This window comes from Acaricomes phytoseiuli DSM 14247, from assembly GCF_000376245.1.
In the GTDB taxonomy this organism is placed as follows: domain Bacteria; phylum Actinomycetota; class Actinomycetes; order Actinomycetales; family Micrococcaceae; genus Renibacterium; species Renibacterium phytoseiuli.
On the sequence record NZ_AQXM01000059.1, the window covers coordinates 83,345 to 107,458 of the forward strand.

Below are 24,114 nucleotides of genomic sequence, written 5' to 3' on the forward strand. Positions count from 1 at the left end.
GAGCTCGGTTTCATGGCGATTCCATAATGCGGTTGCACGCAGCCTAAAATCGAAGCATGCACTTTCACGGATGCCTCATGGTGAGAGTTGAGCGGGCGGTGTTATCCGTGTTGTCATTACCCGTATTATCAGCACGAGAGCCACGAGAGCACAGCAGTCGCACTGATGATCGGGGCAGTCGATGACCGGCGAAGAAGCGGGTATCTCCGGGCCGGTCTGGCTGCCCACCGAGCCACCGAGCCTGGCCGAGTACCTGGCACCTAATCTGCAGCCGTATCCAGTGCTGCCCGTGATCGCGCTCATCGCCGCCCTGCTGTATCTCACCGGGGTGATCCGGCTCTGGTCCCAGGGGCGGAAATGGTCGATTCCGGCGACGATCTCTTTCCTGGCGGGCTGTCTCACCATCATGGTGGTGATGGGCGCGGGCATCGAGGGTTACGGCATGAAGATGTTCTCGATCTTCATGTTCCAGCAGCTCACCTTGATGATGGCAGTACCGCCGCTCCTGGTCTTCGGCTCTCCCGGCCGGCTACTGCTCCGGTCGATGCCGCATCGCGGCCTGGGCGGCACGGCCCTGCGGGTGGCCTTGGGCTCCCTGCGTTCCGGCTGGGCCCGGTTCCTGCTGCACCCAGCCTTCATGGTCCCCCTCTTCCTGCTCAGCTTCTACGGCCTCTACTTCGCCGGCCTGGTAGATAACCTGCTACCCACATGGTATGGGCATATGGGCCTGGAAATCCTCTTCCTGGTCGCCGGGATCCTCTTCACCATCCCGATCATCTCCACGGACCCGCTGCCCCGGCGGCAAGGGTATATGGGCCGGATGATGGACCTTGTTTCAGAAATGCCCCTGCACGCCTTCTTCGGCGTGATCGTGATGATGGCCAGCGCCCCGATGGTCACCTTCTTCAGCGATATGCCGCAGGCCTGGGGCATCGACCCGATGCGGGATCAGGGTGTGGCCGGCGGCCTGGCCTGGTCTTATGGAGAACTTCCATCAGTGCTCTTGCTGCTCCTGGTCCTCTACCGCTGGCAGCGCGATGACACCCGCACCGCTCGTCAAAAGGACCACGACGCTGATCGATCGGGCAAGGACCCGGAGGATCTCTCCGCATACAACGCGTATCTGGAAGGCCTCGCGAAACGGAGCTGACAGCAGGCCTGCGGCATAGGGCATACTGAAGTCATGACCTCGATCGGCAACCTGTTGGTGCTCAACGGACCGAATTTGAACCTGCTCGGCACCCGGGAGCCGGAGATCTACGGCACAGCGACCCTGGCTGATGTCGAAAGGCTCTGCGAGGAGACCGTTGCGAGCTCCGGTTACACCGTGGAGTTCCAGCAGTCCAACCACGAAGGCGCACTGATCGACGCGATCCACGCGGCCCGAGAGGCCGCAGCCGGCATCGTGATCAACCCGGGGGCGTACAGCCACACCTCGATCGCTTTAAGGGATGCGTTGGCCGGCGTGGAGCTGCCCAGTGTCGAGGTGCATATGTCCAATGTGCACAGCAGAGAAGAATTCCGGCACCATTCCTACCTCTCCGCCGTGGCCGATGCCGTGATCGTGGGAGCGGGCGCCGACGGCTACCGGCTTGCACTGCTGTACCTGCTCCGCACACTCGGCTCGAACTAGGCAGAACTAGCCGGATCCCCTACCCCGCCGTGCAGCGGCCTGAGGAGACCTGAGCGTTCATACCGTCGGCATTCTGCAGCACCGACGACACCTGATCCAGGGTGAAGGCGTAACCAACCTGCTGGTTGGAATCAGATTTCGCGAAGATCACGCCAGCCACCCGGCCGTCCATGCTCAGCAGCGGGCCCCCGGAGTTCCCGGGTTGGACATCGGCGGCCAGCTGGTAGACCTCTTGCGGCTGCGGGTTGTTCCGGTAGATATCCGGAACCATCATCTGGCCACGGTAGGAGACGCTGGCAGGTTTGGTCTGGAAGGGGCCACCGAAGGGGTAGCCTTCCACCGCGGCCATCGAGCCGTTGGGCAGGTCGGTGCCGAGCGGGATGGCGGGCAGATCCAGCCCATCCACCGCAATCACCGCAATATCCTGCTGCGGGTCAAAGTAAACGACCCGGCCCGGCAGCGCACCGCCTGGAGCTTCCACCACGGGCTGGTTCACCCCAGCGATCACATGCGCATTGGTGACCACCTTGCCCGGAGCCACGACGAAACCAGTTCCAGTCTGGTTCTGCCCGCATTGGAAGGCCATACCGGTGATTCTGAGCACGGAACGAGCCGCATTATTGAGCTCTACGGTATCCACCCGAGCATCAGGCGGGGCGACGGGCTGAGCGGGGCCGAGGGTCTCAAAGAGCTGCGGGATACCCTGCTGGATCACCGCAGACCGCCACTGGGCGATGACCTGCTGCACCGGGGCCGGAGTCCAGGAGTCGATGGTGCGCAGGATCGCGGACTGGCCGATCGCCTGGGAAACCCAGGGCACACCGAGCGCGGAGACGCCGAGCGAGACCGACATGACGATGAGCGCCGTGATGATGAGCGAAGCCACCGCACCGAGGACGCGGTTCATAGCCCGTAACGGCTGGATCCGCACCCCGCGGCTGAGCAGCTGACCCACCCCGGCACCCAGCGAGTAGCCGATCGCTATCAGCACAACCACGGCACCGATAACTGCAGCCAGCCGCCAGGAGCTGTTTTCAAGCCAGGTGTTGACCAGGGGCAATGCGAAGAACGCTGCGATAGCACCCGCCGCGAAACCGATCACGCTGCACAGGCTCAACACGAACCCGGCCTTCCATCCGTAGATGAACTGCCAGAGCAGCAGGAGGAACAAGGGAATGTCCAGCCAGCCGAATCCGAACATCAACACGCTCCTCACTCGGTACCCGCTTAAGTTTATCCGGCCTTTATGAGCCTTCCTTGTGCCTCGGTGATCTGGCGGTTGCGCGGGGAGCTTGCCAAGATGACGCCAAGTACGTCACATTTATGACGATTATCTGCAACAATCAGAACTAATTACAGTTTGTTCACCTATCAGGAGAGTCCATGGACATCGAGGTACTTCGCCGCGCGCCGCTTTTCGCAACCCTTGACGATGAAGCGTTCCGGTTACTGACCGATGAGCTGGCCGAGGTGGACCTCGCCCGCGGAGCGTCGGTCTTCCATGAGGGCGATCAGGGAGATCAGCTGTATTTCATCGTTTCGGGGAAAGTGAAACTGGGCCGTACCGCACCGGACGGCCGGGAGTCGCTGCTGGCGATACTGGGCCCGGGCGAGCTGTTCGGCGAAATGGCCCTTTTTGACCCGAGTCCGCGGACCGCGACTGCCACAGCGGTCTCCGAGACCCGGCTCGCCGCCCTGCGCAATGAAAGCCTGCGCGCCCTGCTGCAGAGCCGCCCGGAGGTGTCCGCGCAGTTACTGCAGGCCCTCGCCCGGCGGCTACGACGCACGAATGACAGCCTGTCGGATCTAGTCTTCTCGGATGTCCCAGGGCGCGTCGCCAAAGCCTTGATTGACCTCTCCGAGCGTTTCGGACGGCCGGCTATCGACGGCATCCTAGTGGCGCACGAGCTCACCCAGGAAGAGCTGGCTCAGCTGGTGGGCGCTTCCCGGGAGACCGTGAACAAGGCCCTTGCGGAATTCGTCCAGCGCGGCTGGCTACGCCTGGAGGCGCGCGCCGTCGTCATTCTCGACGTCAACCGGCTGCGCCAGCGCTCCCGTTAATCTCGTCTGGTCTCATCGTCCCATCGCGCAGTGCGGAACCGAAGGCGTCTACCGATCCCGGCAGACGCCTTCGGTGCTGGTGGGGGTATCAATCTCCAGCCAGAATTCACCGTCCTCGGTGACCAGCCGTGGCTGGAACGCGAGCACGGGCCTGTGGTGGTTGAGGTAGGCGATACATCCGCGTGATCTGGCGATCTTACTCAGGATCAGCTGGCAGCCGGAGCTGACCAACTGATCCAGCCTGCGGCCCACAGTATTGGCCGCGCCTACGGCGTCCCCGAGTCCGGTGCTCTCCCGCTCCTGCAGCAGATGCGCCGGGCAGAGCCAGTCCACCCAACCGCTTTTGCTGACCAGCGGTGACGCCGCTTGATGCGCGGGCAGAGCGGCGGCAAAGTACCGGGTGTTGAAGCGGCGATGCGCGAAGTCCGGGCTGATCCAGTTCATCAGCGGCTTGAGCAGATCTGTACGCAGCGAAAGGCCGTGCTTCCCCAGGAGCTCCTGGAACGTGATGTCCTGGGATACGAGCGCCTCGCGTTTGGCATCCCATTTGGGGGAGGGCGCCACTTCGACCACGGAGGACGTGTAGCTGCCCGCCAGGAGAACCCCGGTCTCTTCGAAGACTTCACGGATTGCCGCGACGATATGCAGCCGGGCAAGCCTGGGGTCATCCATGCCCATGGCTTTCGCCCACATCGCCGGGGACGGCCCCAGCCAGCCGATCTCGGCTTCGTCTCCGGTCTCGACGCTGCCGCCCGGGAAAGCTATGGTCCCCAGCGGCGAATATCCGCGGTGGTAGCTCAACAAGGCCTTCGGCCCGCGCGGGCTGTCTCGCAGTAGAACAACAGAGGAAGCGTAACGTGCCTTAGACGGGGTTCGTGCACCGTGCTCCGCCCAGCTCTGGGCAGCATCGAGCTCATCCTGCCATAGCGGGAAACGGTGCTTACGCGGTGATTCTCCGGGAAAGGCCCGGCGGCTATCTAAACTCAACAATCAGCTCAACTTCCACCGGCGCGCCCAAGGGCAGCGCCGCTACTCCTACTGCAGATCTAGCATGGACGCCGGCCTCGCCCAGCACTGTGCCGAGCAGATCCGAAGCTCCGTTGATCACCGCTGGCTGAGCGGTGAAATCCGCGGCAGATGCCACGAACCCCACCAGCTTGACGACCCTGGTGATCCGGTCCAGATCGCCGATCATGCTCTTCACCGCGGCGAGGGCGTTCACAACGCAGATCTCAGCGGCTTTCTGCGCGGCCTCCAGGGAGACTACCTGTTCTGTGTGCCCTGCGCCATGAGCAGCAGCATCCGCTTGCGGCGCTTTGGCTTGACCGACTTTCCCTTGGGCAACGAGTTTCCCGCCGACAAGAGGCAACTGGCCGGAGGTAAAGACCAGATCACCGCTGATGACGGCCGGTACATAAGAGGCGAGAGGGGCCGGGGCTTCAGGGAGTTCCTGGCCCAGTTCAGCAAGACGGCGCTCGACCGCTGACACTGCGGAACCAGCCTGAGTCATTACTGTTTCTGCCGCTTCAGATAGGCGACCAGGCCGTTACCCTGGGGGCCAGGAACTACCTGGACGAGCTCCCAGCCGTCGGCACCCCATTGATCAAGAATCTGCTTCGTCGCATGGACGATCAAGGGGACAGTTGCATACTCCCAAGTGGTCATAGGAATCACCATAGCTTGCCCCGTTAGACTAGAGAAATGGCAGAACGCAAGAACCCCTTTCTGGACACCGCTACAACGATGGGGAAACTCTTCGGTTTCTTCTCGGTGAGCCTGCTCTGCGGTGTGCTGGTCGCCGGGCTCATGGTGCCGGTAGTGGCCGCCACCAGCAGCGCCGCAACGACGTCCATCAGCGCTGTGGGCGAGCTGCCCAATGAGTTGAAGATCGACGCCCCCGCCCAAGGCACCAGGATCCTGGCGGCAGACGGTTCGCTGATCGCGAATATGTACTTCCAGAACCGCACCCCGGTAAATCTCGATCAAATGTCGCCGTACATCAAGAACGCTGTGGTAGCGATCGAAGATGAGCGCTTCTACCAACACGGCGGCGTGGACGGCACCGGCTTGGTCCGGGCAGTGGTCGCCTCTGCTTTCGGCCAGCGTCAGGGCGCTTCCACGATCACTCAGCAGTACGTGAACAACGTGATCTTCCAGACTCTCGAGGCGCAGGGCCGCAGTGATGAGATCCGCCTCGGCGCAGCCAAGGGCGTCGCGGATAAGATCCGCGAGATCAAGCTGGCTGTCTCCCTCGAGGAGCAGTACAGCAAAGAGGACATCCTCAAGGGCTATCTGAACATCGTGAACTTCGCCAATGGCAGCTACGGGGTTCAGGCTGCTGCCCAGTACTACTTCCAGATCGATGCCAAGGACCTGACGCTAGCGCAGTCCGCTCTGCTGGCCGGTATCGTGAATAGCCCGAGTTATTACGACCCGGTGCGGAATCCGGATAACGCCCAAGCCCGTCGGGACGAAGTGCTCGGCAAGATGCTGCAGCAAGGCATGATCCAGCAGGCGGAATACGATGCCGCTATTGCGGAACCGATCACCGTGACCCAGAACCCGGCACCGAACGGCTGCGTGGCCTCCGCCACGGCCCCATTCTTCTGCGATTACGTCAGCAACGTCATCCTCAACGACTCCGCCTACGGAGCTACCCAAGAAGATCGGCAGCAGCTTCTGCTGCAGGGCGGCCTGACGATCACTACGACCCTGGATTCCGGGGCGCAGGCCAAGGCGCAGGAGCAGGTCAACAACACCATCCCGGCCGCAGAGCTGGCGGAGACGAGCCGTGGCGCTGCGATCACCAGCATCGAACCGGGTACCGGTAAGGTCCGGGCGATGGCGCAGAACTTCCAGATGTCGCCGCAGCAGGCCCCAGGGCAGACCTCGTATAACTTCAATGTGCCGAAAATCGATAAAGAGGGCAATTCACTGGGCGGCCTGGGCACGATGCAGGTCGGCTCGACCATGAAGCCCTTCACCTTCGCCTCCTGGCTGGACGCGGGCAAGTCGATGAACACGGTTGTCGATGGGACCAGGCGGGATTACCCGATGTCGTTCCGCTGGACGAACTCCTGCGGTACCACGAGCAGCAACTTCACCGGCACAAATATCCTGCAGAATGATGGTGACCGGAACTACCGTTCAATGTCTGTACTGCAGGGCCTGACCTCGTCTGTCAACACCATCACTTTCGCCAGCGCCGCGCAGCTGGACTTCTGCAATATCCAGAAGATGACGGAAGCCGCGGGACTCCGTGATGGTGAAACTGGTGATCCCATCAACTTCAATGAGGCAGCGATGCTCTTGGGCTCGACCGGCATTGCCCCGTTGACCATGGCGAACTCCTTCGCCACCTTCGCCAATAACGGCACTTACTGCACGCCGATCGTTCTGGAGTCCGTGAAGACTCCTTCTGGTGAAGAGCTTCCGGTGCCGCAGTCTGAATGCACTCAGACCATTAAGTCGGAAGTCGCTAACGGCGTGATGTACGGGCTGAAGGAAGTCGTGACCCGGGGCTCTGGTGCCCTTGTCCGGCCTACCATCAATAGTTCCTACGACATCGGCGTGAAGACGGGTACCACTAACTACGGTATCGATACCTGGATGGTCGGCACCACGAGCGGGTTGGCTACGGCCTCCTGGTTCGGCAGCCCCACCGGAAGCTTGGCTGAAGAGTATCGGAATCAGCGGATCAACATCAATGGTCAGTATTATGCACAGCTAGACGGCTCTCAGATCGCCGGTACCGCGTTCTCGAATTACATGAATGCCATTGCACCGGGCTATAACACCGACCTCTTCCCTGCACCTCCGCAGGAGATGATCAACGGGCGGTCATCACAGCAGAACAATAACAACAACTCCGTCCGCCCGCCATCAACTAATAACGCTACTCCCCGGCCTGTGGCTCCCCCAGCCAGCGCGCCGCCCGTCAACTCAGCGCCTCCTGCAGCACCCCCAGCCCCCGGGGGCAATAATTCCAGGGATGGGGGAGCTGAGGGAAGCAATCCTTGAGCCCCCGCACAGAGGAAGCAGGCAGTCCTCGACGGCCCTGGTTGAAGGGCTTAGGCGGTGCCCTGGCGCTGGGGGCTGCATGCGTTGCCTATGGCACTCTGATCGAACGGAACTGGTTCACGGTGCGTTACGAGACCGTGCCGGTTCTTCCGCCAGGGGCCGAGCCGGTCAAGGTACTGCATCTATCCGATATTCACCTGAACATCGGGCAGCATTGGAAAATGGCGTGGCTGCGGAGTCTGGCCGAGCTGGAACCGGACCTCGTAGTCAACACCGGGGATAATCTCACTCACCCGCAGGCCATTGCCCCGCTGCTGTCGGCATTGCGCCCGCTGACGGATCTGCCCGGGGTCTTCGTCCCGGGGTCCAATGACTATTACGCACCGAAGCTCAAGAACCCTGCGAGCTACTTCTTCGGCCCATCGAGCCTTAGTGTCCGCTCTAGCTCTAGCAGCTCTGGGAAACTCGCTCAGCGTGAGCTGGATACCGAGCGCATGCATGCCGGTTTCGAAGCCGCCGGGTGGGCCAATGTAACCAATCGTCATCATTACCTGATGCTGAACGGAACCCGCTTCAATTTCAGCGGTGTGGACGATCCGCATTTGAACCGGGAGAAGTACGCAGGCTGGCCGAGCAGCACCAGTGACCAGACGTCGGAGCAGCCGGTGCGTATCGCTCTGGCGCATGCCCCTTATCAGCGCGTGCTCGATCATTTCACCGGGGAAGGAGCGGGCCTGATCCTGGCTGGGCACACTCATGGCGGGCAGCTGCGCATCCCCGGCTACGGCGCTCTGGTGAGCAACTGCGATCTGCCACCGGCACAGGCCAGAGGGCTAACAGAGTGGCGAAGCGGAAAGCACCGAGCACCGCTGAATGTCTCCGGCGGCATCGGCACCTCCCGCTTCGCCCCTATCCGCTTCGCGTGCAGACCGGAAGCGGTGTTAATAACTTTGGTCGGCCGCTCCGAAGCATCAAGCGATGGGCGTTGATCCGAAAGCAGACTGCGCCATAGAGTGTACGAGGTTTCGTAAGGCCCTCTTTCTCACGGCTCAGGTTCTACTCAGCGCAGCCTGAGAGCATAATGAAGCTTATCGGAGGGAAAAGCCATGAATACTATGCAGAAGACGTCTCGCTCTTTCCGTAACTGGGCTGGGTTGGCGTGGATGCTCGCCCTCCCCTTCTCCGCCGTGGTCACGGTCATCATCTGGAACGACGCTCCGCACGCCGGGGCCTCCGGTATCCCGCTCACCCTGCTGAGCTCACTGACTTTGCTGACCCTCCTGACCGTAGGCGTGTACCGTTCGGCGAGCAGCACTACTTCCAGGAATCACGCTGAACAGTCCCCCGGCGCGGCACAGCGCAGGAGCAGCGGTATCACTCGGCGGCATTTCTGGGCCGGTTACTCTTCGGCTCTGATCGCCAGCGTGATCGCCGGGGGAATCGGGGCTTTCGCAGGGGCCGCGACTTTCCTGGCCGGTATCGCTGGAAGCAATTCCACGCAGGCACCGGCACAGCTGTTCACCGCTTTCGCTCTGCTGTCCATCCCGCTCGCGTTAGCGCTCCTGGCACCGCTGAGCCTCGTCACCAAACTACGCCGCTGGACTCCGGGGAAAGCTGCCTGGCGGCATCTGGTCACGGCCAGCCTGGCCATCGGCATCGGGGCATCTGCGCTGAGCGCCGCACAGGCCTCAGTCGCCTCCCCCGAGGTCGGCACCACCGCATCAGCGACGCAGTCCGTTTCCGACTGACGCTCCGGCCCCTGAGTAGGAGTAGGATGTTTAATCCGGTCACCTGACCCGCCCCGCCGCTGCTGATCAGCCGCGGCGAAACCTCATCTGAGCCAGGAACCGGGATCAGCCACCGCCAGCTACCGTCCCGAGAACTGACACATGACCGCCACTGCTCCGCCGCCCTCGAACCACCTGCTGCGCCGCCTCTTCCCGGTGCTCAAGCCCATTCTGCCGCGCCTGATCTTCGGCCTGATCAGCGCCCTGGCCGCAAGCATCGTCGCCCTGCTCATCCCCCAGGTCTACCAAACCCTGATCAACTCGGCGCTGTCTCCCGGAGGGGAGAGCACCAGGGTCTGGTTCGCAGCAGGGCTCGTCCTGCTCCTGGGCGTCCTTGAGGCCACATTCATCGCCTTACGGCGGTTCTTAGTGGTCGGCCCGGCCACCACCGTGGAAACCAGTATGCGGACCTCCTTCTACCGTCAGCTGCAGCAGCTCAGCCTGGCTTTTCACGATCGCTGGGGTTCAGGACAGCTGCTCAGCCGATCCATGACGGATCTGAATCTGTTCCGACGCTGGCTCGCCTTCGGCGCGATCATGCTGGTGGTCACCACCTTCACGGTAATCCTCGGCACAGTGCTGCTCTTCACGCTCAGCTGGGTTCTTGCACTGATCTTCGTCATGGTGGCCATCCCGCTGATCATCAACGGCTTCCGGTTCAGCCGCTACTACCGCCAGATCAGCAGACGGAGCCAGGATCAGGCCGGAGATCTGGCGACAGCGGTGGAGGAATCGGTCCACGGCATCCGGATTCTCAAGGCCTTCGGCCGCAGCAGGGAAGCCCTCGCGAGTTTCAGCGAGCAGGCAGAACAGCTCCGGGGCACGGAGATCCGCAAGGCTAAGTCTTTGGCCGTCTTCTCCCTGGTGGTCACGCTCCTGCCGGAATTGGCTCTAGGCACCGGGCTCATCCTGGGGGGGCTCCTGGTAGCCGCGGGAGAGCTGAGCATCGGCGGCCTCGTAGCGTTTTTCGCCACCGCCGCCATCATGACCGGGCCGGTGGAAAGCATCGGCCCGCTGCTGGCGATGACCCTGAGCAGTCGGACCGCGTTGGAGCGGTATTTCGAGGTCATGGATACGTCACCGGAGATCACCGACCCGGCTCAGCCGCGGGAACCGGCCGCCCCGCATGGCGAGCTGGTGCTGGATCAGCTGCGGTTCCGCTATCCAGGCGCTGATGCGGAGGTGCTCGCCGGAGTGGATCTGACTATCCGCCCGGGCGAGACCATGGCTCTGGTCGGAGTCACCGGATCCGGCAAGAGCACCCTGCTCCACCTCATCCCCAGGCTCTACGAGGCCAGTGGGGGATCCATTCGGATCGATGGCGTAGATATTCGCGATCTTCCACTGGAGGCCTTGCGCACCATGGTATCCATCGCCTTCGAGGACACGATCCTCTTCTCCGCAACGGTCCGGGAGAATGTGCTACTGGGACTCAGCCCCGAACTCGCGCAGCAGGAAGCCGAGGCCATCCTCACCGAGGCTTTGGACGTCGCGCAGGCGGATTTCGCCTATACCCTCCCCGAAGGGCTCAACACCACGATCGGCGAACAAGGCCTCAGCCTCTCCGGCGGGCAGCGGCAACGGCTCGCACTGGCCCGAGCCATCGCCGCGAAGCCGGCGATCCTGGTTCTCGATGATCCGCTTTCCGCTCTCGATGTGGCTACCGAAGAACGAGTGGAAGCCCGGTTGCGCGAAGTGCTCGCGGGGACCACCACGCTCATCGTGGCGCACCGGCCTTCTACCGTCGCCCTGGCGGATCGGGTGGCGTTACTGCAGGACGGCCGGGTGAGCGCGGTGGGGACGCATGCCGAGCTGATGGCCGGCAACGCCCATTACCGTCACGTACTCGCTGACCTCGGCAACGGGCAGGATGCCGAACAAGAACAAACCGTCGCCCAGAGCACCGAGTCGGAAGGAGTGGCACCGTGAGCGGGATCGGAACCGCGGATGAAGACCGGGTGCGTCTGGACAAGACCCAGTCCCGGGTCGTCCGGGCCCGCTCGCTGCGCTTGCTGGGCCAACTGCTGCGGCCCGTGCGGGGCAAGTTCATCCTCACGGTGGCGTGCGTCGTGCTCTCCCAGGCGGCGCGGGCCGCCGGCCCTCTGATCATCGCTTTCGGCATAGACCGGGCTCTGCCCGCCCTGCAGAGCGGGGATCCCAGGCAGCTCGTCCTGGCCGGCGGCGGGTACCTCCTGGCCGCCGTGCTCACCGCCGTGCTCACCGCCGGTTATGTGACCGCCACGGCGCAGTTGAGCCAGGCGATGCTCCTGGACCTGCGGCGGCAGGTCTTCCGGCATACGCAGCGGCTCAGCCTGGAATTCCATGAGCGATACACCTCGGGGCGGATCATCTCCCGGCAGACCTCTGATCTGGAAGCGCTCCGCGAACTTCTGGATTCCGGAATCTCCTCGCTCGCCTCCGGGGCCGTTTTCATGGTTTTCACCGCGATCACCCTCGTCACTCTCGATGCGCAGACCGGGCTGATCATCCTCGCCGCCGCCGTGCCGATGTTCCTGTTGACGCGCTGGTATCAGAAGCGTTCCCAGGTCGCTTTCCGCGCTTCCCGGGTGGTCTCCGCCAGGCTCATCGTGCACTTCGTGGAGACCATGACCGGCGTCCGGGCGATTAAGGCGTTCCGCCGCGAGAAGAACAGCGCCCGGCAGTATTCGAAGCTGGCCGAGGATTATCGCCGGGTGACCATGCGCTCAATCAACCTGAACGCGGTGTTCCAGCCCGGACTGGTGCTGATCGGCAACGCCACGATCACCGCGGTGCTGCTGCTTGGCGGATTCCGGGTGGTCGAGGGAACCCTGACGGTGGGCGTTCTGCTCGCGCTACTCCTGGCGACCAAGCGATTCTTCGCCCCGGTGGATCAGCTCGCCATGTTCTATACGTCTTTCCAGTCAGCCCAGGCAGCGCTGGAGAAGGTTTCCGGGCTCCTCGAAGAAGAACCGAAGGTCATTGAACCCGCCAGGCCCACACCGCTGCCCGCGCCCCGGGGGGAGGTCTTCTTCGAAGACGTCGAGTTCCGCTACGGGAACGGCCCTATCGTGATGCCGGAGCTGAATCTGCACATTCCCGCAGGTCAGACGGTCGCGGTCGTCGGCCAGACCGGGGCCGGGAAGTCCACTCTGGCCAAACTGCTGGCCCGCTTCTATGATGTGACGGCCGGTTCGCTCACGCTGGACGGAGTACCGCTGCACCAGCTCTCCTCGACGGATCTGCGCCGGGCCGTCGTGATGGTGACCCAGGAGGCGTTTCTCTTCAGCGGCACCGTGGCAGAGAACATCGCCCTGGGCCGCCCTGAAGCCACTCGCCAGGAGATCGAAGAAGCAGCGCGGACCGTGGGCGCGCACGATTTCATCGAACAGCTTCCGGAAGGCTATGACACCGATGTCAACAAACGCGGGGGCCGAGTCTCCGCCGGGCAACGTCAGCTGATCTCTTTCGCCCGGGCGGTTCTTGCCTTACCCGCCGTGCTGATCCTCGATGAAGCGACGGCTTCGCTGGATATCCCCTCGGAGCGGGTCCTGCAACAGGGATTACGGCAGCTGCTCGGCTCCGCCGCCGAGGAGCAGCGGACAGCGATCATCATCGCGCACCGGCTCTCCACCGTAGCGATCGCGGACCGGGTGCTCGTCGTGCACGAGGGCCGGATCATCGAAGACGGCAGCCCGGATGAGCTCATCGCTGGAGGCGGCCGGTTCGCCTCATTGCATGAAGCATGGCGGAACAGCCTGGTGTAACGCGGAGAGCGCGCCCACCAGGCTGCCCAGCCGACAGCCGGCTGCCAGTGATCAGCGCAGTACCGCGCCCCGCACTTCGTCGAAGACGGGGAGCTCTTCGGCGATGCCCGCCCCTGGCGAGCGCAGCAGTTCAGGGGCTGCGGCACGCTGCGCTGCACGCTGTTCGCGCGGCGGCACCCCGTTGACCGAACTAGTATCCAAGGCGTAGCTGGCGATCACCCAGGCCATCGCGTCGGAGTTGACGTCGATAGCACGGCGATTGATGTTGTTGAGCGTGTCTCCCGCGGAATGATAGTTGGGATCAGCCGGCTGACCAGCAACCCCATTCCAGCGCGCAGCTTGCTCTTCAGTCAGCGGAGCAATTCCAGTGAACAATCCTGCTGAGGGAATTCCAGCCCGAGCGAAGTACACATGGTCGGTACCGCCGCCGAGCGGCTGCTTATCCGGAACGATTCCTTTCTCGTTCTGGATATAGCTCGCAAAAGCGTTCGCCATTTCTCGTGAGCCAACAGGCTCGGTGCTCGAGGGGCTGGTGTTATAACCATTGACGAAGTAACCGGCATTTGGGGAGCCGATCATATCGAAGTTGAGATACATGGCAATATCAAGCTGCTGTTCGAAAGGCATCTTCTCGACACAAGCCCTGGAGCCGATGAGCCCCAGCTCTTCAGCACCCCACCAGGCAAAACGGACCGAGTTCTCAATCTGAGGGTTACTGCCAAGCTGCAGAGCGGTCTCCAGAAGAGCCGCAGAACCGCTAGCGTTATCGTTGATACCGGAACCGGCAGGAACACCGTCCAGATGTGTACCGGCCATCACCACGTTATCGGTGTGGCCGCTGCGAGTCTGGGCAATAACGTTCTTCTCCTTAGTCTGCTCAATACGGACCTGGATATCCACGGTGATCCTGCTGCCCTGACGCTTCAGAAGAGCCTGTCCGGTGTCACCGGACAGAGCAGCTATAGGGATTCCGGAGGCGTCTTCACCAAGATTTCCGTTGAACGAGCCCGGAGCGCTGTTGTAGATCAGAGCGGCGCTCGCCCCAGGCTGAGTGGCCAGTTGCTGCTTCTGTGCGAAGGTACACTGTCCGCGCTGAATCAGCACAATGGCCCCCCGAGTAGTCGCGGGATAGTCGCTGGCCTGGCAGCCAACTCTGGAAGCTACCCGCAACGGTGCCGTAATTCCATCGACCGGTGTGCTTGCAGAATAGTCAAAAGCACGACCATCATAATTCGTCTTGCCTTGGCTGATCTTAGTGCGCTCCACAGTGCTCTTGCGATACGTGAACTCAGGAGTGCTCACCCGGAACCCTGCCTGCGTCAGCTTATTCACCACGTATTCGAGGCTGCGTTCATACCCGGAGGTTCCCGCAGCGCGGTTTCCGTTATTGGTCTGCGCAATACGCTGGAATGCTTGCAGCTGACGGAAGACGCCGTCCGTGGTGACCTTCTGGGTCAGCTCCAGTGGCAAAGGCGCTGGCCCGGCCTGAGCCGGTATAGCGGAGCCTGCCAAGACGGTACCCATCATTGCTGCTGTGGCGAATCCTGCGATTACCGCGGCCCATGAGTTGCGTTTATGGCGCGATTCAGTCCTCATCATTACCTTCCCCTCATCCCGGTCGTTCAACACTGAAATCACCGATCCCGAAAGACCATGGTGCTATGCGCTCCATAAGAAAACGGTAAGAGTTCTTTTACCCTCCCAACTGGACGCTGAGATGACAAGAGAATTTCCAGAAAGTACTCGGAGTGCGTAAAGTCTCGTAACATCCGAAAGCCTCTTGCCCGTTTGGCCCGGCTGCTGGGTTTGGGCGCATCCGGGAACGTCGGCTATCCTTGGTAAGTTGCTTTCGTGACATCGCTCCGCTTCGGGGCTCCGGAAGCAGCGGGGTGTGGCGCAGCTTGGTAGCGCGCGTCGTTCGGGACGACGAGGCCGCAGGTTCAAATCCTGTCACCCCGACACATTTAGTTGGGCCGCTCTGATGACGATGGAATCTGGGTCCATCTCCTGGTTCGATGAGACAAAAACGACCGTACGGGGATTTTGCAAACCCCGTACGGTCGTTGAAATATTTTGCTAAATAAAATTATTTCTCATATACGATATTCCCATCAAATATCGTATAAGCTACATTGAGCGACTCGACATCACCAGCAGCAACTTGATTGATATCTTTATCAAAAACGCAAATGTCAGCAGAATTACCAGGAGCAAGAGTCCCCCTAGAGCCTTCAGACTTGCTTTGCCACGACGCTTTAGCGGTCATGGTCCGCAGAGCTTCTTCAAGAGAAATCGCCTGGTCCTTCCCAATATCTTGACCAGAGCTAGTCTGCCGATCCATCAGCAAAGAAACATACTTCCGCCAATCTGGGGTTTCCACGGGAGCGTCAGAACTTGTCATTATCTGCACACCCTTATCAAGCGCAGATCGATATGGAAGTGTTATGTATCCTGCAGGTCCAGTTTCTGCGGTCTGCGCAGAGAGACCCGGCTGCATAGTCACGCCGATACCTAATTTTTCCAGAGAATCAAGATGTTCATTCGTGCAAGAATTTGCATGTATTAAGAAATGCCTAGGGTCAGGCCTCGGATTATTTTTCATGGCTGCTTCGATTCCACGGATAACGATTCCAATATCATTAGCGCCGGTCACATGGTAGCCAATTTGCAGACCTCGATCATGCACGTTCTGAAACATTGCAAATAATTCTTTTTCCTTAAGCTGAGGAGTATCACCCGCGACCACCAGGGGATCTCCAAGACTATCTGCGAAGAGTTTTGTTGATTCAATTCGAATGAACTTCGGATCTAAATCTTGCGGCTTTTGCCAGGAGGAATAGAACTCATCTATCTGCTTCGAGGTTCCCCCCGTCTGCGGTGTTGGCGCCATCTGGACGTTAACACGCATCGGCAACTGCCCCGTACGCATGAGATCGAGGTAGACGTCCAAAGTATCCAGGCCGGTACCGGTTCCAGAACCCATTGCGGGGCCGATGACCGGCTCTGTGTAACTAGTGATTCCCAGCTGATGCATCTTCGCGAACGTCTCAGAAAGAGCTTTCTTCTGCTGTTCTTTCGTGTAGGGAGGCTGAACATTTTGGATCAGGTTCTGCGCTCCGCCATTCAGCTGCCCAGTTGGCTCCCCCGACACATTCAGCACGACATCAGGCCCAGAGCTCGCAGTGATCCCAGCCATTTGCAGCGCGATACTGTTGACAGTCGTAGAATGAGAGCTATTTTCTCGGATTGAGACAGGGTGCTGCTTTGATACTGCGTCGATGTCAGTCTTATTAAAGGACTGGCTTTCCGAATCAGAGAGGTTAGCCCTGTGTAAACCAAATGCTTTAATCCAGCTGTCTTGTGAAGATTGTTTTGATACTTCTTCTGAGATTTTATCTTGAATATCTTTGATAGATTTTGCCGAAGATAAATCTACAGTGAGAGGGGGCCTGGTGACCGCATACTGAGCAAAGTGAAAGTGAGTATCATTGATTCCTGGAATTACCGACCTTCCTTGTAAGTCGATAACCCTTCCCGCACTTTCGCCCAGACTGTCCACTTCAGAACCACCTACCGCCAAAATGCTATTCCCTCGCAACAGGATGCTAGTAGCTCGGGAATTATTAGCATCCATCGTCAAGATTTTACCATTTTTAAGTAAAATTAAATCTTGCGCTTTATTCGCAGCAAAAACTCCTGCGGTTGCGGAAGATCCAATAATACCTCCGGCAAGGATTCCCGCACCACCAACCATCAAAGCAGTTCTACGGCTCACTGAGTTAGACATTATATTATTTCTCCAGCCATTTTCGGCATCTATTTTCAATTGTATTAGATATAAATATCATATAATTCTATTATTTTCTTGTGCGTGCGCAGTTAATTTTATTTGATGATTTGCTTTTCACGGCAACGAAACCCGGTCATTAACCACATGAACTGCTGGCAATGAAGATCCCCTCGGCTCACGAAAGTGATCAGGAGTAAGAGTTTTCTGATTTACTGGATCATTTTTATCGATAAATAATTATCAGTTCACCACAGAAAGTCAGAATCCCCGAAAGTTTGGCGCACGTTTCGCGGTGAAAGCAGCCATTCCCTCTTTCTGATCCTCCATCGCGAAGGCTGAGTGGAAGAGTCTGCGCTCATATGTCACACCCTGCATAAGGCCGGTTTCGAAAGCGGCGTTGACAGCCTCTTTCGCGAGCATTGCTGCTGGCTTGAATTTCGCAGCTATCGTTTCCGCGACATTGAGCGCTTCATTCAGGACTTTGTCTGTGGGGGTCATCCGGGAGACCAAGCCCAGCTGTTCGGCTTCCGGAGCCTTCATCATCCGACCCGTGAGAATCATGTCCATAGCTTTGGCTTTACCGACCGCCCGGGTCAGCCGCTGCGAGCCGCCCATTCCAGGCAGAACACCGAGATTGATCTCCGGTTGACCGAAGCATGCGTCCTCGGCGGCGATGATGAGATCGCACATCATCGCCAGCTCGCATCCACCGCCGAGTGCATAGCCGGAGACCGCTGCGATGATTGGCGTACGCAGGCGAGTGAGATCCTCCCAGTGTCTGAACCAGTCCGTCAGGTACATCGCCATATAGCTTTTATCGGCCATTTCCTTGATGTCGGCGCCAGCCGCGAAGACTTTATCGGAACCAGTGATCACGATGGTCCCGATACCCGGATCCGCATCCAGCTCCTGAGCGGCTGCGACCAGCTCGTCCATCATGGCTTTGTTGAGCGCATTGAGCGCCTTCGGTCGGTTGAGCCGGATCAGCCCTACCCGGGGTCGGGGGCTCTGTTCAACAAGAATGGTTTCAGTCACGATGCTCCTCCTGTTGGGTGAAGAAATCTCCGACCGTCTCCGCTGAGACGCCTGCTAGCTCTGCTGGCTGCCACTGCGGGTCGCGGTCCTTATCGATGACCTGGGCGCGGATTCCTTCGCGCATATCGGGCTGGGCCAGCATCCGGATTCCTACCCGGTACTCCTGGTCCAGGACCTCACGCAGCCCCGGTAGCCGTGCAGCTCGGCGCAGGGACGCCAGGGTGACCGCGAGGGCTATCGGAGAACGGCTTTCGAACGCGGCCAGGGCACGACCCGCCTCGGGGTCCGTCTCCGCTGCTTCCCGGAGCGCACCTACCACTGCGAGCAGGGAATCACCCTCGTAGCAACGGTCGATCCACTGCTGCCGGGAGGCGAGGCTGCTCGGTTCCGGGACTTCCGCAGCCGCGGCTACCGCTTCGGCGGCATCATGCGTGGTGAGCGTTTCGATCAGCTCCGGCAACCGGGCTGCAGGGACGTAATAATCGGCGAGTCCCAGGTAGATCGCATCGGCGGCATCGAATTGCTGTCCGGTGAGCGCAGCGTGAGTGCCGGTCTCTCCCGGGGACCTGGAGAGCAGATAGGTGCCGCCCACATCCGGGACGAAGCCGATCATCGTCTCCGGCATCCCACAGCGTGAGCGCTCGGTGACGATACGCAGGCTGCCGTGCGCGGAGATCCCGATGCCGCCGCCCAGGACCACACCGTCCATCAGGGCTGCATAGGGCTTCGGATAGTTCGCGATGAGTTCGTTGAGCCGGTATTCCATCCGCCAGAAATCAGCGGTCGCCTGCCCCGGAGGTACTCCTTCGCGGATCTGCTCACCGGTGATGTCCCGGTACATCGCCACGATGTCCCCGCCCGCGCAGAGGCCGCGGTCACCGGCGCCTTGGATCAAGACCTGATGAATCTGTGGATCATCGGCCCACTCCTGCAGCTGCACCAGCATGGCTTCGACCATCTGGGCGGTCAGGGCGTTCAGCGCCTGCGGCCGATTGAGCGTGATGAGTCCCAGAACTCCGCGGCGCTCGAAGAGCACCTGGTCCTGATCCGCAGTGTTCACAGCAGGTTCCTCTCCGGAGTCCGCACTCTGCCTCTCTCAGCAGAATATACCGGTATCCGCGGCCAGAACTGAGCCGCGGAGCCCCTGGCGATCAGCAAAACTGTCACCGCTGCGGTCTAGTGTCAGGCTATGGCAAGCGCTCTTCAGATCACCCGTATGACCCTTTCGGATCAGCCTCGTGAACGTTTACTCGCCTTGGGCGCCTCCGCGCTCAGCGATGCAGAGCTCGTCGCGATTCTCCTGGGAACCGGCAGGGCGGGGGAAAGCGCCTTGCAGCTGGGGCATTCCCTGCTGAGCGAGTGGCACGGCGTTGCGGGGCTCTCCCGAGCTGATCCCGATGAGCTCGCTCGGCGCCCGGGCGTGGGTGCGGCCAAAGCAGCACGGCTGGTGTCTTCCTTCGTGCTCGGCAGCCGCGCCACGGCACCACCGCGGGGCGAGAAACTGAACAGCCCGGCTGATATCGCCCGGATCGCTGCGCCGTTGATCGGTTATTCCCGCAATGAGCAGGTAGTCCTGCTCATTGCCGATGGTCAGTATCAGCTGAAACGTGCCGAAGTCGTCTCGCAGGGCGATGCGACAAGCTGCTCTGTTTCAGTGCGTCGGGTTCTTTCCCTGACTCTGCGTCACGACGGTGTGGCTTTCGCTGTGGCACATAATCATCCCAGCGGCAGACTGGAACCGAGTTCCTTGGATGCTGCTTTCACCGCACAACTCCAAGTTGCTGCTTATGAGGTGGGGCTGACCTTCTTGGATCATGTGATCGTCGCCGGTCGGGATCATTTCAGCATCACCGGCCGGTAGCACCGGCCGGAGCAGAAAATCTTTTACTGCTGCTGGGCTGCTTTACGGCGGACCGGCCGCGTGAACAGCGTTTCCGCCTCCTCCAGGGACATCCCGTTCGTCTCCGGGATCTTGAAGTACACGAAGACGAAGGAGAGCAAGGCGAACAGTGCATAGAGCCCGTAGGTCACGGTAAGCGACATATCGGCGAGGACGGGGAAGCTAACGGTGATCGCGAAGTTCGAGATCCACTGCGCCATCGCGGCTACGCCAAGGGCCTTGGCGCGGATCCGGTTGGGGAAGATCTCGCCGAGCAGAACCCAGACCAGCGGGCCCCAGGAGACGCCGAAGGAGATCACGAAGACATTGGCGGCAACGAGAGCGATGGGCCCCCAGGCTCCGGTGAGCGCAACCTCGCCATTGACTTCGCCGGCGTTGGAGAATGCCAGCGCCATCGTGCCCAAAGTCACCGCCATGCCGATTGAGCCGGCCAAGAGGATCGGACGGCGGCCCACACGGTCCACGAGCAGAATGGCCACAACGGTCACGGCGACATTGATGATCGAGGTGACCACGGAAATAAACAGGGAGTCGGACTCCTGGAAGCCCACCGACCGCCATAGCGTCGTGGAATAGTAGAAGATCACGTTGATGCCCACGAACTGCTGGAACATCGATAGCGCGATGCCGATCCAGACGATCGGCAGCAGCCCGAGCCGCCCTCCCGTGAGCTTGGCGTTGCGGGTTTTGATTTCCTCGGAAATCGCGGTGCGGATCTCCCGCACCGCCTTCGTCACGTCTTCAGCAGGCCAAAGCGAGGCGAAGATCTTCTGCGCCTCTTCATCGCGCCCTTTCTGCATGAGATAGCGCGGGGATTCCGGCAGACGCAGTGCGAGCACGCCGTAAACCACTGCGGGCACAGCACCCGCGAGGAACATCCAGCGCCAGGCCTCCCAGCCGAACCAGAAGGGCTCCCCGGCTCCGCCGGCGGAATTGGCGAAAAGCGCATCCGACAGCAGCGCAGCGAAAATACCCAGGGTGATCGCCAACTGCTGCAGCGAGGCGAGGCGTCCGCGGATCAGCTTAGGTGAGATCTCCGCGATGTACATCGGGGCTACCACCGATGCGATGCCGATGCCCAAACCACCGACAATCCGCCAGAGCACCAAGTCCCAGACGGCGAAGGCCCAGCCGGTACCGAGTGCAGAGATCAGGAACATCGTAGCGCCCACGAGCATCGTCGTCCTGCGCCCGTAACGGTCAGCGATCCTGCCCGCCAGATAAGCACCCACAGCACAGCCCAGCAGCGCTGAAGCCACGGCGAAACCCGTCACCGTGGGGCTCAGCTCGAACTGGCTTTCCACGGCGTTGACGGCGCCGTTGATCACCGAGGAATCGAAGCCGAAGAGGAAGCCGCCGACAGCCGCCGATACAGCTAATCCAATGACTTTCAGCTGTAAGACTTTGCGCGACGTCATCTGAGCTGCTCCTAGAATTTTCGGTCAATAGCCTAAGCCACTATATACGCACTTATTTGATCCGCTCCACGCTGTTCGGCATCCTCAGCCCCGGCGGTGCCGGGCGAAAGCCCGTGCCCGGTCACTGGAGAGCGCCAGGACGAGCAGGATTTCGAGGGTGAGCGTGATCAGGTTGGTGTCGAAGACATTGATATCCAGATTGAGCCGCTGCACCCCCTGGATCACAGCGAAGAACGTCACCAGGATGGACAGAGACGTCGTCGCGGTCAAGGTGATCCGCGCCCAGTTGCTGCCCTTCCAGACGAAGTACGCGAAGGCCACCCGGATCAGCGCCAGAATCCCGGTGAACACGACCGAGGCGATCAGCACCTGCTCATGCAGCTGAGTGCCGTCCGCATCCGGGTCATTCCAGAGGAGCTCTTCGGCGAAGCTGTCATTATTGAGCGTCAGAATCGAGGAGATCACCCCGGTGACCGCCGTGAAAAGCGCGAAGAGCGCACCGAAGACCGTGGGCAGCGGCCGCGGTAGGGCGGGGACCTCGACATCGGTTCCCGGCACTTCCGCGCGTTCCTGCTCGCTCAACCGGGGTTTCGGAACCACGGGCTGGACTTCACTGATGTTCACGATCGGCAGGTCCCCATCAGTGATGATCGCATCGCCTCCGCCGTTGCGGGAGTGGTAACCCGTGGAGAAGTCCTCGATCACCCGGACTTTCACCTCGGGGTTCGCCTTGCGCATGCTGGCGACGATATGATCCCGCTCGATATCGATGTTCTCTTCGATCTTGTGCGTGATCTGGAAGGTGAACAGGGAGAAACCCACGCTGCGGTCGAAAGTCCCTGCCGCGAGCCAGTCCGCTTTGTATCCGCCGGGCAGTAGCCAGCCTTCGGGGCAGCGCCAGAAGCGGACGTGGTGGCGTTTGGCGGGGCTGTTCTCGACTTCTTGCTGGTAGGCGAAGTCCTGCTGCCGGCCAAAAAGATTCAGCGTGCTGACCGGGGCTTCATCGTAGCTGCGGCCGGTGATCGTGGAGAGCACGATCCGCCAGCTGGAACGCAGGCTGATCTCATCGGCTTTCGTCCAGCCGGCCTCGGCCATGACCGTTTCCAGTTGCTCCTGGGAACCGCATACCGCGAGGTTGATAGGATCCCCAAGCAGGCCATCGGTAGTCCGGGATCTGCCGATGAAGTAGTCGGGCACATAAATGCCGCTGAGGATCTTATGCAGCCGGGGCAACGTGACATAGGCCAGGATCAGCCAGAACGGCAAAAGGTACCAAAGCCTGGTCCAAGTTCCGAAGCTCTCGCTGAAGACCAGCCAGGCGAGCCAGACCGAGGTCGCTCCGCTGAAAATCACGAAGAAGTTATCGACGATGACGTTAACAGACCAGGGCCTTCGCTTCGGCTGCGCCGGGTCGGTTTTCAGCATCCCTTTAGTTTAGCCAACCGGGCTTTCACCCGAGTCTTCTTGGGCATCGAGATCACTCGCGTCAGCGGCGACTGCCAGAAGGCCTTCTTCTGTCTGGAAGCTGCGGACGCTCCACCTGCCCCATGCGGTCAGTTCACGTGCCTCACGTGTTACTTAATTCCCGGGCGGGCCCCTTAGCCTCCAGGAGATAATCCCGGCGCTCAGTCAGCACAATGCCGTCATCGTTCTGAGCTTCAAAACCTAGAGTATTTTGGCCAAGATAACCATCTTCGATAGACCATCGCTCTTTCAGAGACCCAATGGAAGCCTCAGGAAAACGAATAGCACAGACAAAGGCACCGCGTTGGAGGCGGTTTCGCGAAAGAGTCCGGGAAGCCCGGGTAGCCAGACGGATCAGGAAGAAGTAAAGAATGCCAGTAAAAATCCCCGCTAAAAGGCCCGATACGATGATCCAGTTCAGGGCACTGCCCTGAGCCGACAGGGGATTAATGTTCCCACGGCGGCTGTGATTAGTCCGAGGAGTAACGCAACCATAACAGGATGCTCATAAACAAATAGAGGAATCAGCCGGTAGCCTGTAACGCGCGGTCTGATGTTCCGATTGCGACCACCTTCGCGGCGCTCTCGCTTCGGTTGAGTCATTTGCTCGCTTCTTTCGGCTCTTTATAGCAAGCTGTCCAGAGCCTCAAGAACATCCTTGTCTGCAGCGACTTCAAGAACGCCCTTGTCTGTCTGAAAGGTACGAATACTCCAGCCTATCTCAAACTCCCACCAATCCCACCGATCACGCTTTCTAGACGGCAATCTACTCAGCAAAAAATAATCACGGCGTTCACCCCGCGCGACACCATACCCATTCCGCTTCTGGAAGCCTAGAGCTTTCTCTCCCAGATAGACTTCCCCAGACGTCCATCGAAACCGCAAAAACTTGTGAGGCACTTCCGGAAAGCGAATAGCGCAGAGAAAACCTCTTCGTTCATGGCGCTTCCGAGCAATACGCTTACTCAAAGCGAAGCCGATAGAGAAAGCTAAGCTGTATGCAATCGGGTCTGCCCCGGGTTTGGTTGACATCTGATCTGTGAGGATTCGTCCTCGCTGGAAGGATGTATCTCTTGCCCAAGCCCTATCCGAAAGAGTTCCGTGACGATGTCGTGGCTGTGGCCCGTAAAGCCCGGGCCCCGTTATCGCAGATTGCGAGAGACTTCGGGATTTCCGAAGCCTCGTTGTTCAACTGGCTGAAGAAAGCAAACATCGAAGACGGGCGCGTGCCGGGCCTGACCGAGGACGAGCGTAAGCAGC

Annotated in this window: 20 protein-coding genes and 1 tRNA gene; 11 read left to right on the top strand and 10 right to left on the bottom strand. The window is 60.4% G+C overall.

What is annotated here, in order from left to right:
• The first annotated feature begins 181 nt into the window (after positions 1 to 181).
• Together C501_RS0108030 and aroQ are read left to right on the top strand one after the other, a co-directional pair.
• Positions 182 to 1,150, top strand: coding sequence for a cytochrome c oxidase assembly protein (locus tag C501_RS0108030; protein WP_018135115.1), 969 nt, complete (start codon positions 182 to 184; stop codon positions 1,148 to 1,150).
• Positions 1,151 to 1,183: 33 nt separating this feature from the next.
• Complete coding sequence (gene aroQ, locus C501_RS0108035; RefSeq protein ID WP_018135116.1) at positions 1,184 to 1,633, top strand: type II 3-dehydroquinate dehydratase; 450 nt, start codon at positions 1,184 to 1,186, stop codon at positions 1,631 to 1,633.
• Positions 1,634 to 1,652: 19 nt separating this feature from the next.
• Here aroQ and C501_RS0108040 read toward each other — a convergent pair whose 3' ends face one another.
• Entirely contained in the window at positions 1,653 to 2,834 is a 1,182-nt protein-coding gene (locus C501_RS0108040; protein WP_018135117.1) for a MarP family serine protease, read from the bottom strand.
• A 182-nt stretch (positions 2,835 to 3,016) separates the two neighbouring features.
• Between C501_RS0108040 and C501_RS0108045 the strand changes: the two genes are divergently transcribed.
• Positions 3,017 to 3,694 (top strand): Crp/Fnr family transcriptional regulator, encoded by a 678-nt coding sequence (locus C501_RS0108045; RefSeq protein ID WP_018135118.1) that lies wholly within the window; start codon positions 3,017 to 3,019, stop codon positions 3,692 to 3,694.
• Positions 3,695 to 3,742: 48 nt separating this feature from the next.
• Here C501_RS0108045 and C501_RS12890 read toward each other — a convergent pair whose 3' ends face one another.
• Genes C501_RS12890 through sp36 form a run of 3 tightly spaced genes read right to left on the bottom strand, consistent with a single transcriptional unit; the run spans position 3,743 to position 5,359 of the window.
• Complete coding sequence (locus tag C501_RS12890; RefSeq protein ID WP_051064505.1) at positions 3,743 to 4,681, bottom strand: NUDIX hydrolase; 939 nt, start codon at positions 4,679 to 4,681, stop codon at positions 3,743 to 3,745.
• A complete protein-coding gene (locus tag C501_RS0108055) occupies positions 4,668 to 5,204 on the bottom strand; it encodes a RidA family protein (RefSeq protein ID WP_018135120.1) in 537 nt (178 codons plus the stop codon). The genes C501_RS12890 and C501_RS0108055 overlap by 14 nt, the downstream gene beginning before the upstream one ends.
• Positions 5,204 to 5,359 (bottom strand): Sp36 family protein, encoded by a 156-nt coding sequence (gene sp36, locus C501_RS14295; RefSeq protein ID WP_156807692.1) that lies wholly within the window; start codon positions 5,357 to 5,359, stop codon positions 5,204 to 5,206. Before sp36 ends, C501_RS0108055 begins: the two co-directional genes overlap by 1 nt.
• Before the next feature lie 36 nt (positions 5,360 to 5,395).
• On the opposite strand from sp36, the gene C501_RS0108065 reads away from it, so the two are divergent.
• The 5 genes from C501_RS0108065 to C501_RS0108085 all read left to right on the top strand — a co-directional run bounded on the left by C501_RS0108065 (position 5,396) and on the right by C501_RS0108085 (position 13,247).
• Positions 5,396 to 7,714, top strand: a complete 2,319-nt coding sequence (locus C501_RS0108065) for a transglycosylase domain-containing protein (protein WP_026174745.1) — start codon at positions 5,396 to 5,398, stop codon at positions 7,712 to 7,714.
• Positions 7,711 to 8,703, top strand: coding sequence for a metallophosphoesterase (locus C501_RS12895; protein ID WP_156807693.1), 993 nt, complete (start codon positions 7,711 to 7,713; stop codon positions 8,701 to 8,703). Before C501_RS0108065 ends, C501_RS12895 begins: the two co-directional genes overlap by 4 nt.
• Before the next feature lie 117 nt (positions 8,704 to 8,820).
• A complete protein-coding gene (locus C501_RS0108075; protein ID WP_156807694.1) occupies positions 8,821 to 9,462 on the top strand; it encodes a hypothetical protein in 642 nt (213 codons plus the stop codon).
• A gap of 141 nt (positions 9,463 to 9,603) precedes the next feature.
• The gene (locus tag C501_RS0108080; RefSeq protein ID WP_018135125.1) at positions 9,604 to 11,430 is read left to right on the top strand and encodes an ABC transporter ATP-binding protein; all 1,827 of its coding nucleotides are present in this window, start codon (positions 9,604 to 9,606) and stop codon (positions 11,428 to 11,430) included.
• A complete protein-coding gene (locus C501_RS0108085) occupies positions 11,427 to 13,247 on the top strand; it encodes an ABC transporter ATP-binding protein (RefSeq protein WP_018135126.1) in 1,821 nt (606 codons plus the stop codon). The genes C501_RS0108080 and C501_RS0108085 overlap by 4 nt, the downstream gene beginning before the upstream one ends.
• A 51-nt stretch (positions 13,248 to 13,298) precedes the next feature.
• Here the strand turns inward: C501_RS0108085 and C501_RS12900 are convergent, their stop codons facing one another.
• The gene (locus C501_RS12900; protein ID WP_211206361.1) at positions 13,299 to 14,846 is read right to left on the bottom strand and encodes a M20/M25/M40 family metallo-hydrolase; all 1,548 of its coding nucleotides are present in this window, start codon (positions 14,844 to 14,846) and stop codon (positions 13,299 to 13,301) included.
• A 286-nt stretch (positions 14,847 to 15,132) separates the two neighbouring features.
• Here C501_RS12900 and C501_RS0108095 point away from each other — a divergent pair.
• Positions 15,133 to 15,206, top strand: a tRNA-Pro gene (locus tag C501_RS0108095).
• A gap of 127 nt (positions 15,207 to 15,333) precedes the next feature.
• Here the strand turns inward: C501_RS0108095 and C501_RS0108100 are convergent.
• The 3 genes from C501_RS0108100 to C501_RS0108110 all read right to left on the bottom strand — a co-directional run bounded on the left by C501_RS0108100 (position 15,334) and on the right by C501_RS0108110 (position 19,132).
• Positions 15,334 to 17,022 carry an amidohydrolase gene (locus C501_RS0108100; protein ID WP_169332129.1) on the bottom strand — a complete coding sequence of 563 codons (1,689 nt, stop codon included), beginning with the start codon at positions 17,020 to 17,022 and terminating at the stop codon, positions 15,334 to 15,336.
• 273 nt (positions 17,023 to 17,295) lie between these two features.
• On the bottom strand, positions 17,296 to 18,072 hold the full coding sequence (locus tag C501_RS0108105) for an enoyl-CoA hydratase (RefSeq protein WP_018135129.1): 777 nt from the start codon (positions 18,070 to 18,072) through the stop codon (positions 17,296 to 17,298).
• Positions 18,065 to 19,132 carry an enoyl-CoA hydratase/isomerase family protein gene (locus tag C501_RS0108110; RefSeq protein WP_018135130.1) on the bottom strand — a complete coding sequence of 356 codons (1,068 nt, stop codon included), beginning with the start codon at positions 19,130 to 19,132 and terminating at the stop codon, positions 18,065 to 18,067. Before C501_RS0108110 ends, C501_RS0108105 begins: the two co-directional genes overlap by 8 nt.
• A gap of 129 nt (positions 19,133 to 19,261) precedes the next feature.
• Here C501_RS0108110 and C501_RS0108115 point away from each other — a divergent pair, with 129 nt between their 5' ends.
• Positions 19,262 to 19,933 (top strand): JAB domain-containing protein, encoded by a 672-nt coding sequence (locus C501_RS0108115; protein ID WP_018135131.1) that lies wholly within the window; start codon positions 19,262 to 19,264, stop codon positions 19,931 to 19,933.
• Positions 19,934 to 19,956: 23 nt separating this feature from the next.
• Here C501_RS0108115 and C501_RS0108120 read toward each other — a convergent pair whose 3' ends face one another.
• Both C501_RS0108120 and C501_RS0108125 read right to left on the bottom strand, forming a co-directional pair.
• Positions 19,957 to 21,390, bottom strand: a complete 1,434-nt coding sequence (locus tag C501_RS0108120; RefSeq protein WP_018135132.1) for a sugar porter family MFS transporter — start codon at positions 21,388 to 21,390, stop codon at positions 19,957 to 19,959.
• An 84-nt stretch (positions 21,391 to 21,474) separates the two neighbouring features.
• A complete protein-coding gene (locus tag C501_RS0108125; RefSeq protein WP_018135133.1) occupies positions 21,475 to 22,815 on the bottom strand; it encodes an LssY C-terminal domain-containing protein in 1,341 nt (446 codons plus the stop codon).
• 1,112 nt (positions 22,816 to 23,927) lie between these two features.
• Between C501_RS0108125 and C501_RS0108135 the strand changes: the two genes are divergently transcribed.
• The coding region (locus C501_RS0108135; RefSeq protein WP_026174747.1) for a transposase at positions 23,928 to 24,114 on the top strand (187 nt) is incomplete at its 3' end.

What these genes read in the sequence shown, in the direction of transcription:
- C501_RS0108030 (WP_018135115.1), top strand. Translation starts at nt 182, where the DNA reads ATGACCGGCGAAGAAGCGGGTATCTCCGGGCCGGTCTGGCTGCCCACC.
- aroQ (WP_018135116.1), top strand. Translation starts at nt 1,184, where the DNA reads ATGACCTCGATCGGCAACCTGTTGGTGCTCAACGGACCGAATTTGAAC.
- C501_RS0108040 (WP_018135117.1), bottom strand. Translation starts at nt 2,834, where the DNA reads ATGTTCGGATTCGGCTGGCTGGACATTCCCTTGTTCCTCCTGCTGCTC.
- C501_RS0108045 (WP_018135118.1), top strand. Translation starts at nt 3,017, where the DNA reads ATGGACATCGAGGTACTTCGCCGCGCGCCGCTTTTCGCAACCCTTGAC.
- C501_RS0108055 (WP_018135120.1), bottom strand. Translation starts at nt 5,204, where the DNA reads ATGACTCAGGCTGGTTCCGCAGTGTCAGCGGTCGAGCGCCGTCTTGCT.
- sp36 (WP_156807692.1), bottom strand. Translation starts at nt 5,359, where the DNA reads ATGACCACTTGGGAGTATGCAACTGTCCCCTTGATCGTCCATGCGACG.
- C501_RS0108065 (WP_026174745.1), top strand. Translation starts at nt 5,396, where the DNA reads ATGGCAGAACGCAAGAACCCCTTTCTGGACACCGCTACAACGATGGGG.
- C501_RS0108075 (WP_156807694.1), top strand. Translation starts at nt 8,821, where the DNA reads ATGAATACTATGCAGAAGACGTCTCGCTCTTTCCGTAACTGGGCTGGG.
- C501_RS0108080 (WP_018135125.1), top strand. Translation starts at nt 9,604, where the DNA reads ATGACCGCCACTGCTCCGCCGCCCTCGAACCACCTGCTGCGCCGCCTC.
- C501_RS12900 (WP_211206361.1), bottom strand. Translation starts at nt 14,846, where the DNA reads ATGATGAGGACTGAATCGCGCCATAAACGCAACTCATGGGCCGCGGTA.
- C501_RS0108115 (WP_018135131.1), top strand. Translation starts at nt 19,262, where the DNA reads ATGGCAAGCGCTCTTCAGATCACCCGTATGACCCTTTCGGATCAGCCT.
- C501_RS0108120 (WP_018135132.1), bottom strand. Translation starts at nt 21,390, where the DNA reads ATGACGTCGCGCAAAGTCTTACAGCTGAAAGTCATTGGATTAGCTGTA.
- C501_RS0108125 (WP_018135133.1), bottom strand. Translation starts at nt 22,815, where the DNA reads ATGCTGAAAACCGACCCGGCGCAGCCGAAGCGAAGGCCCTGGTCTGTT.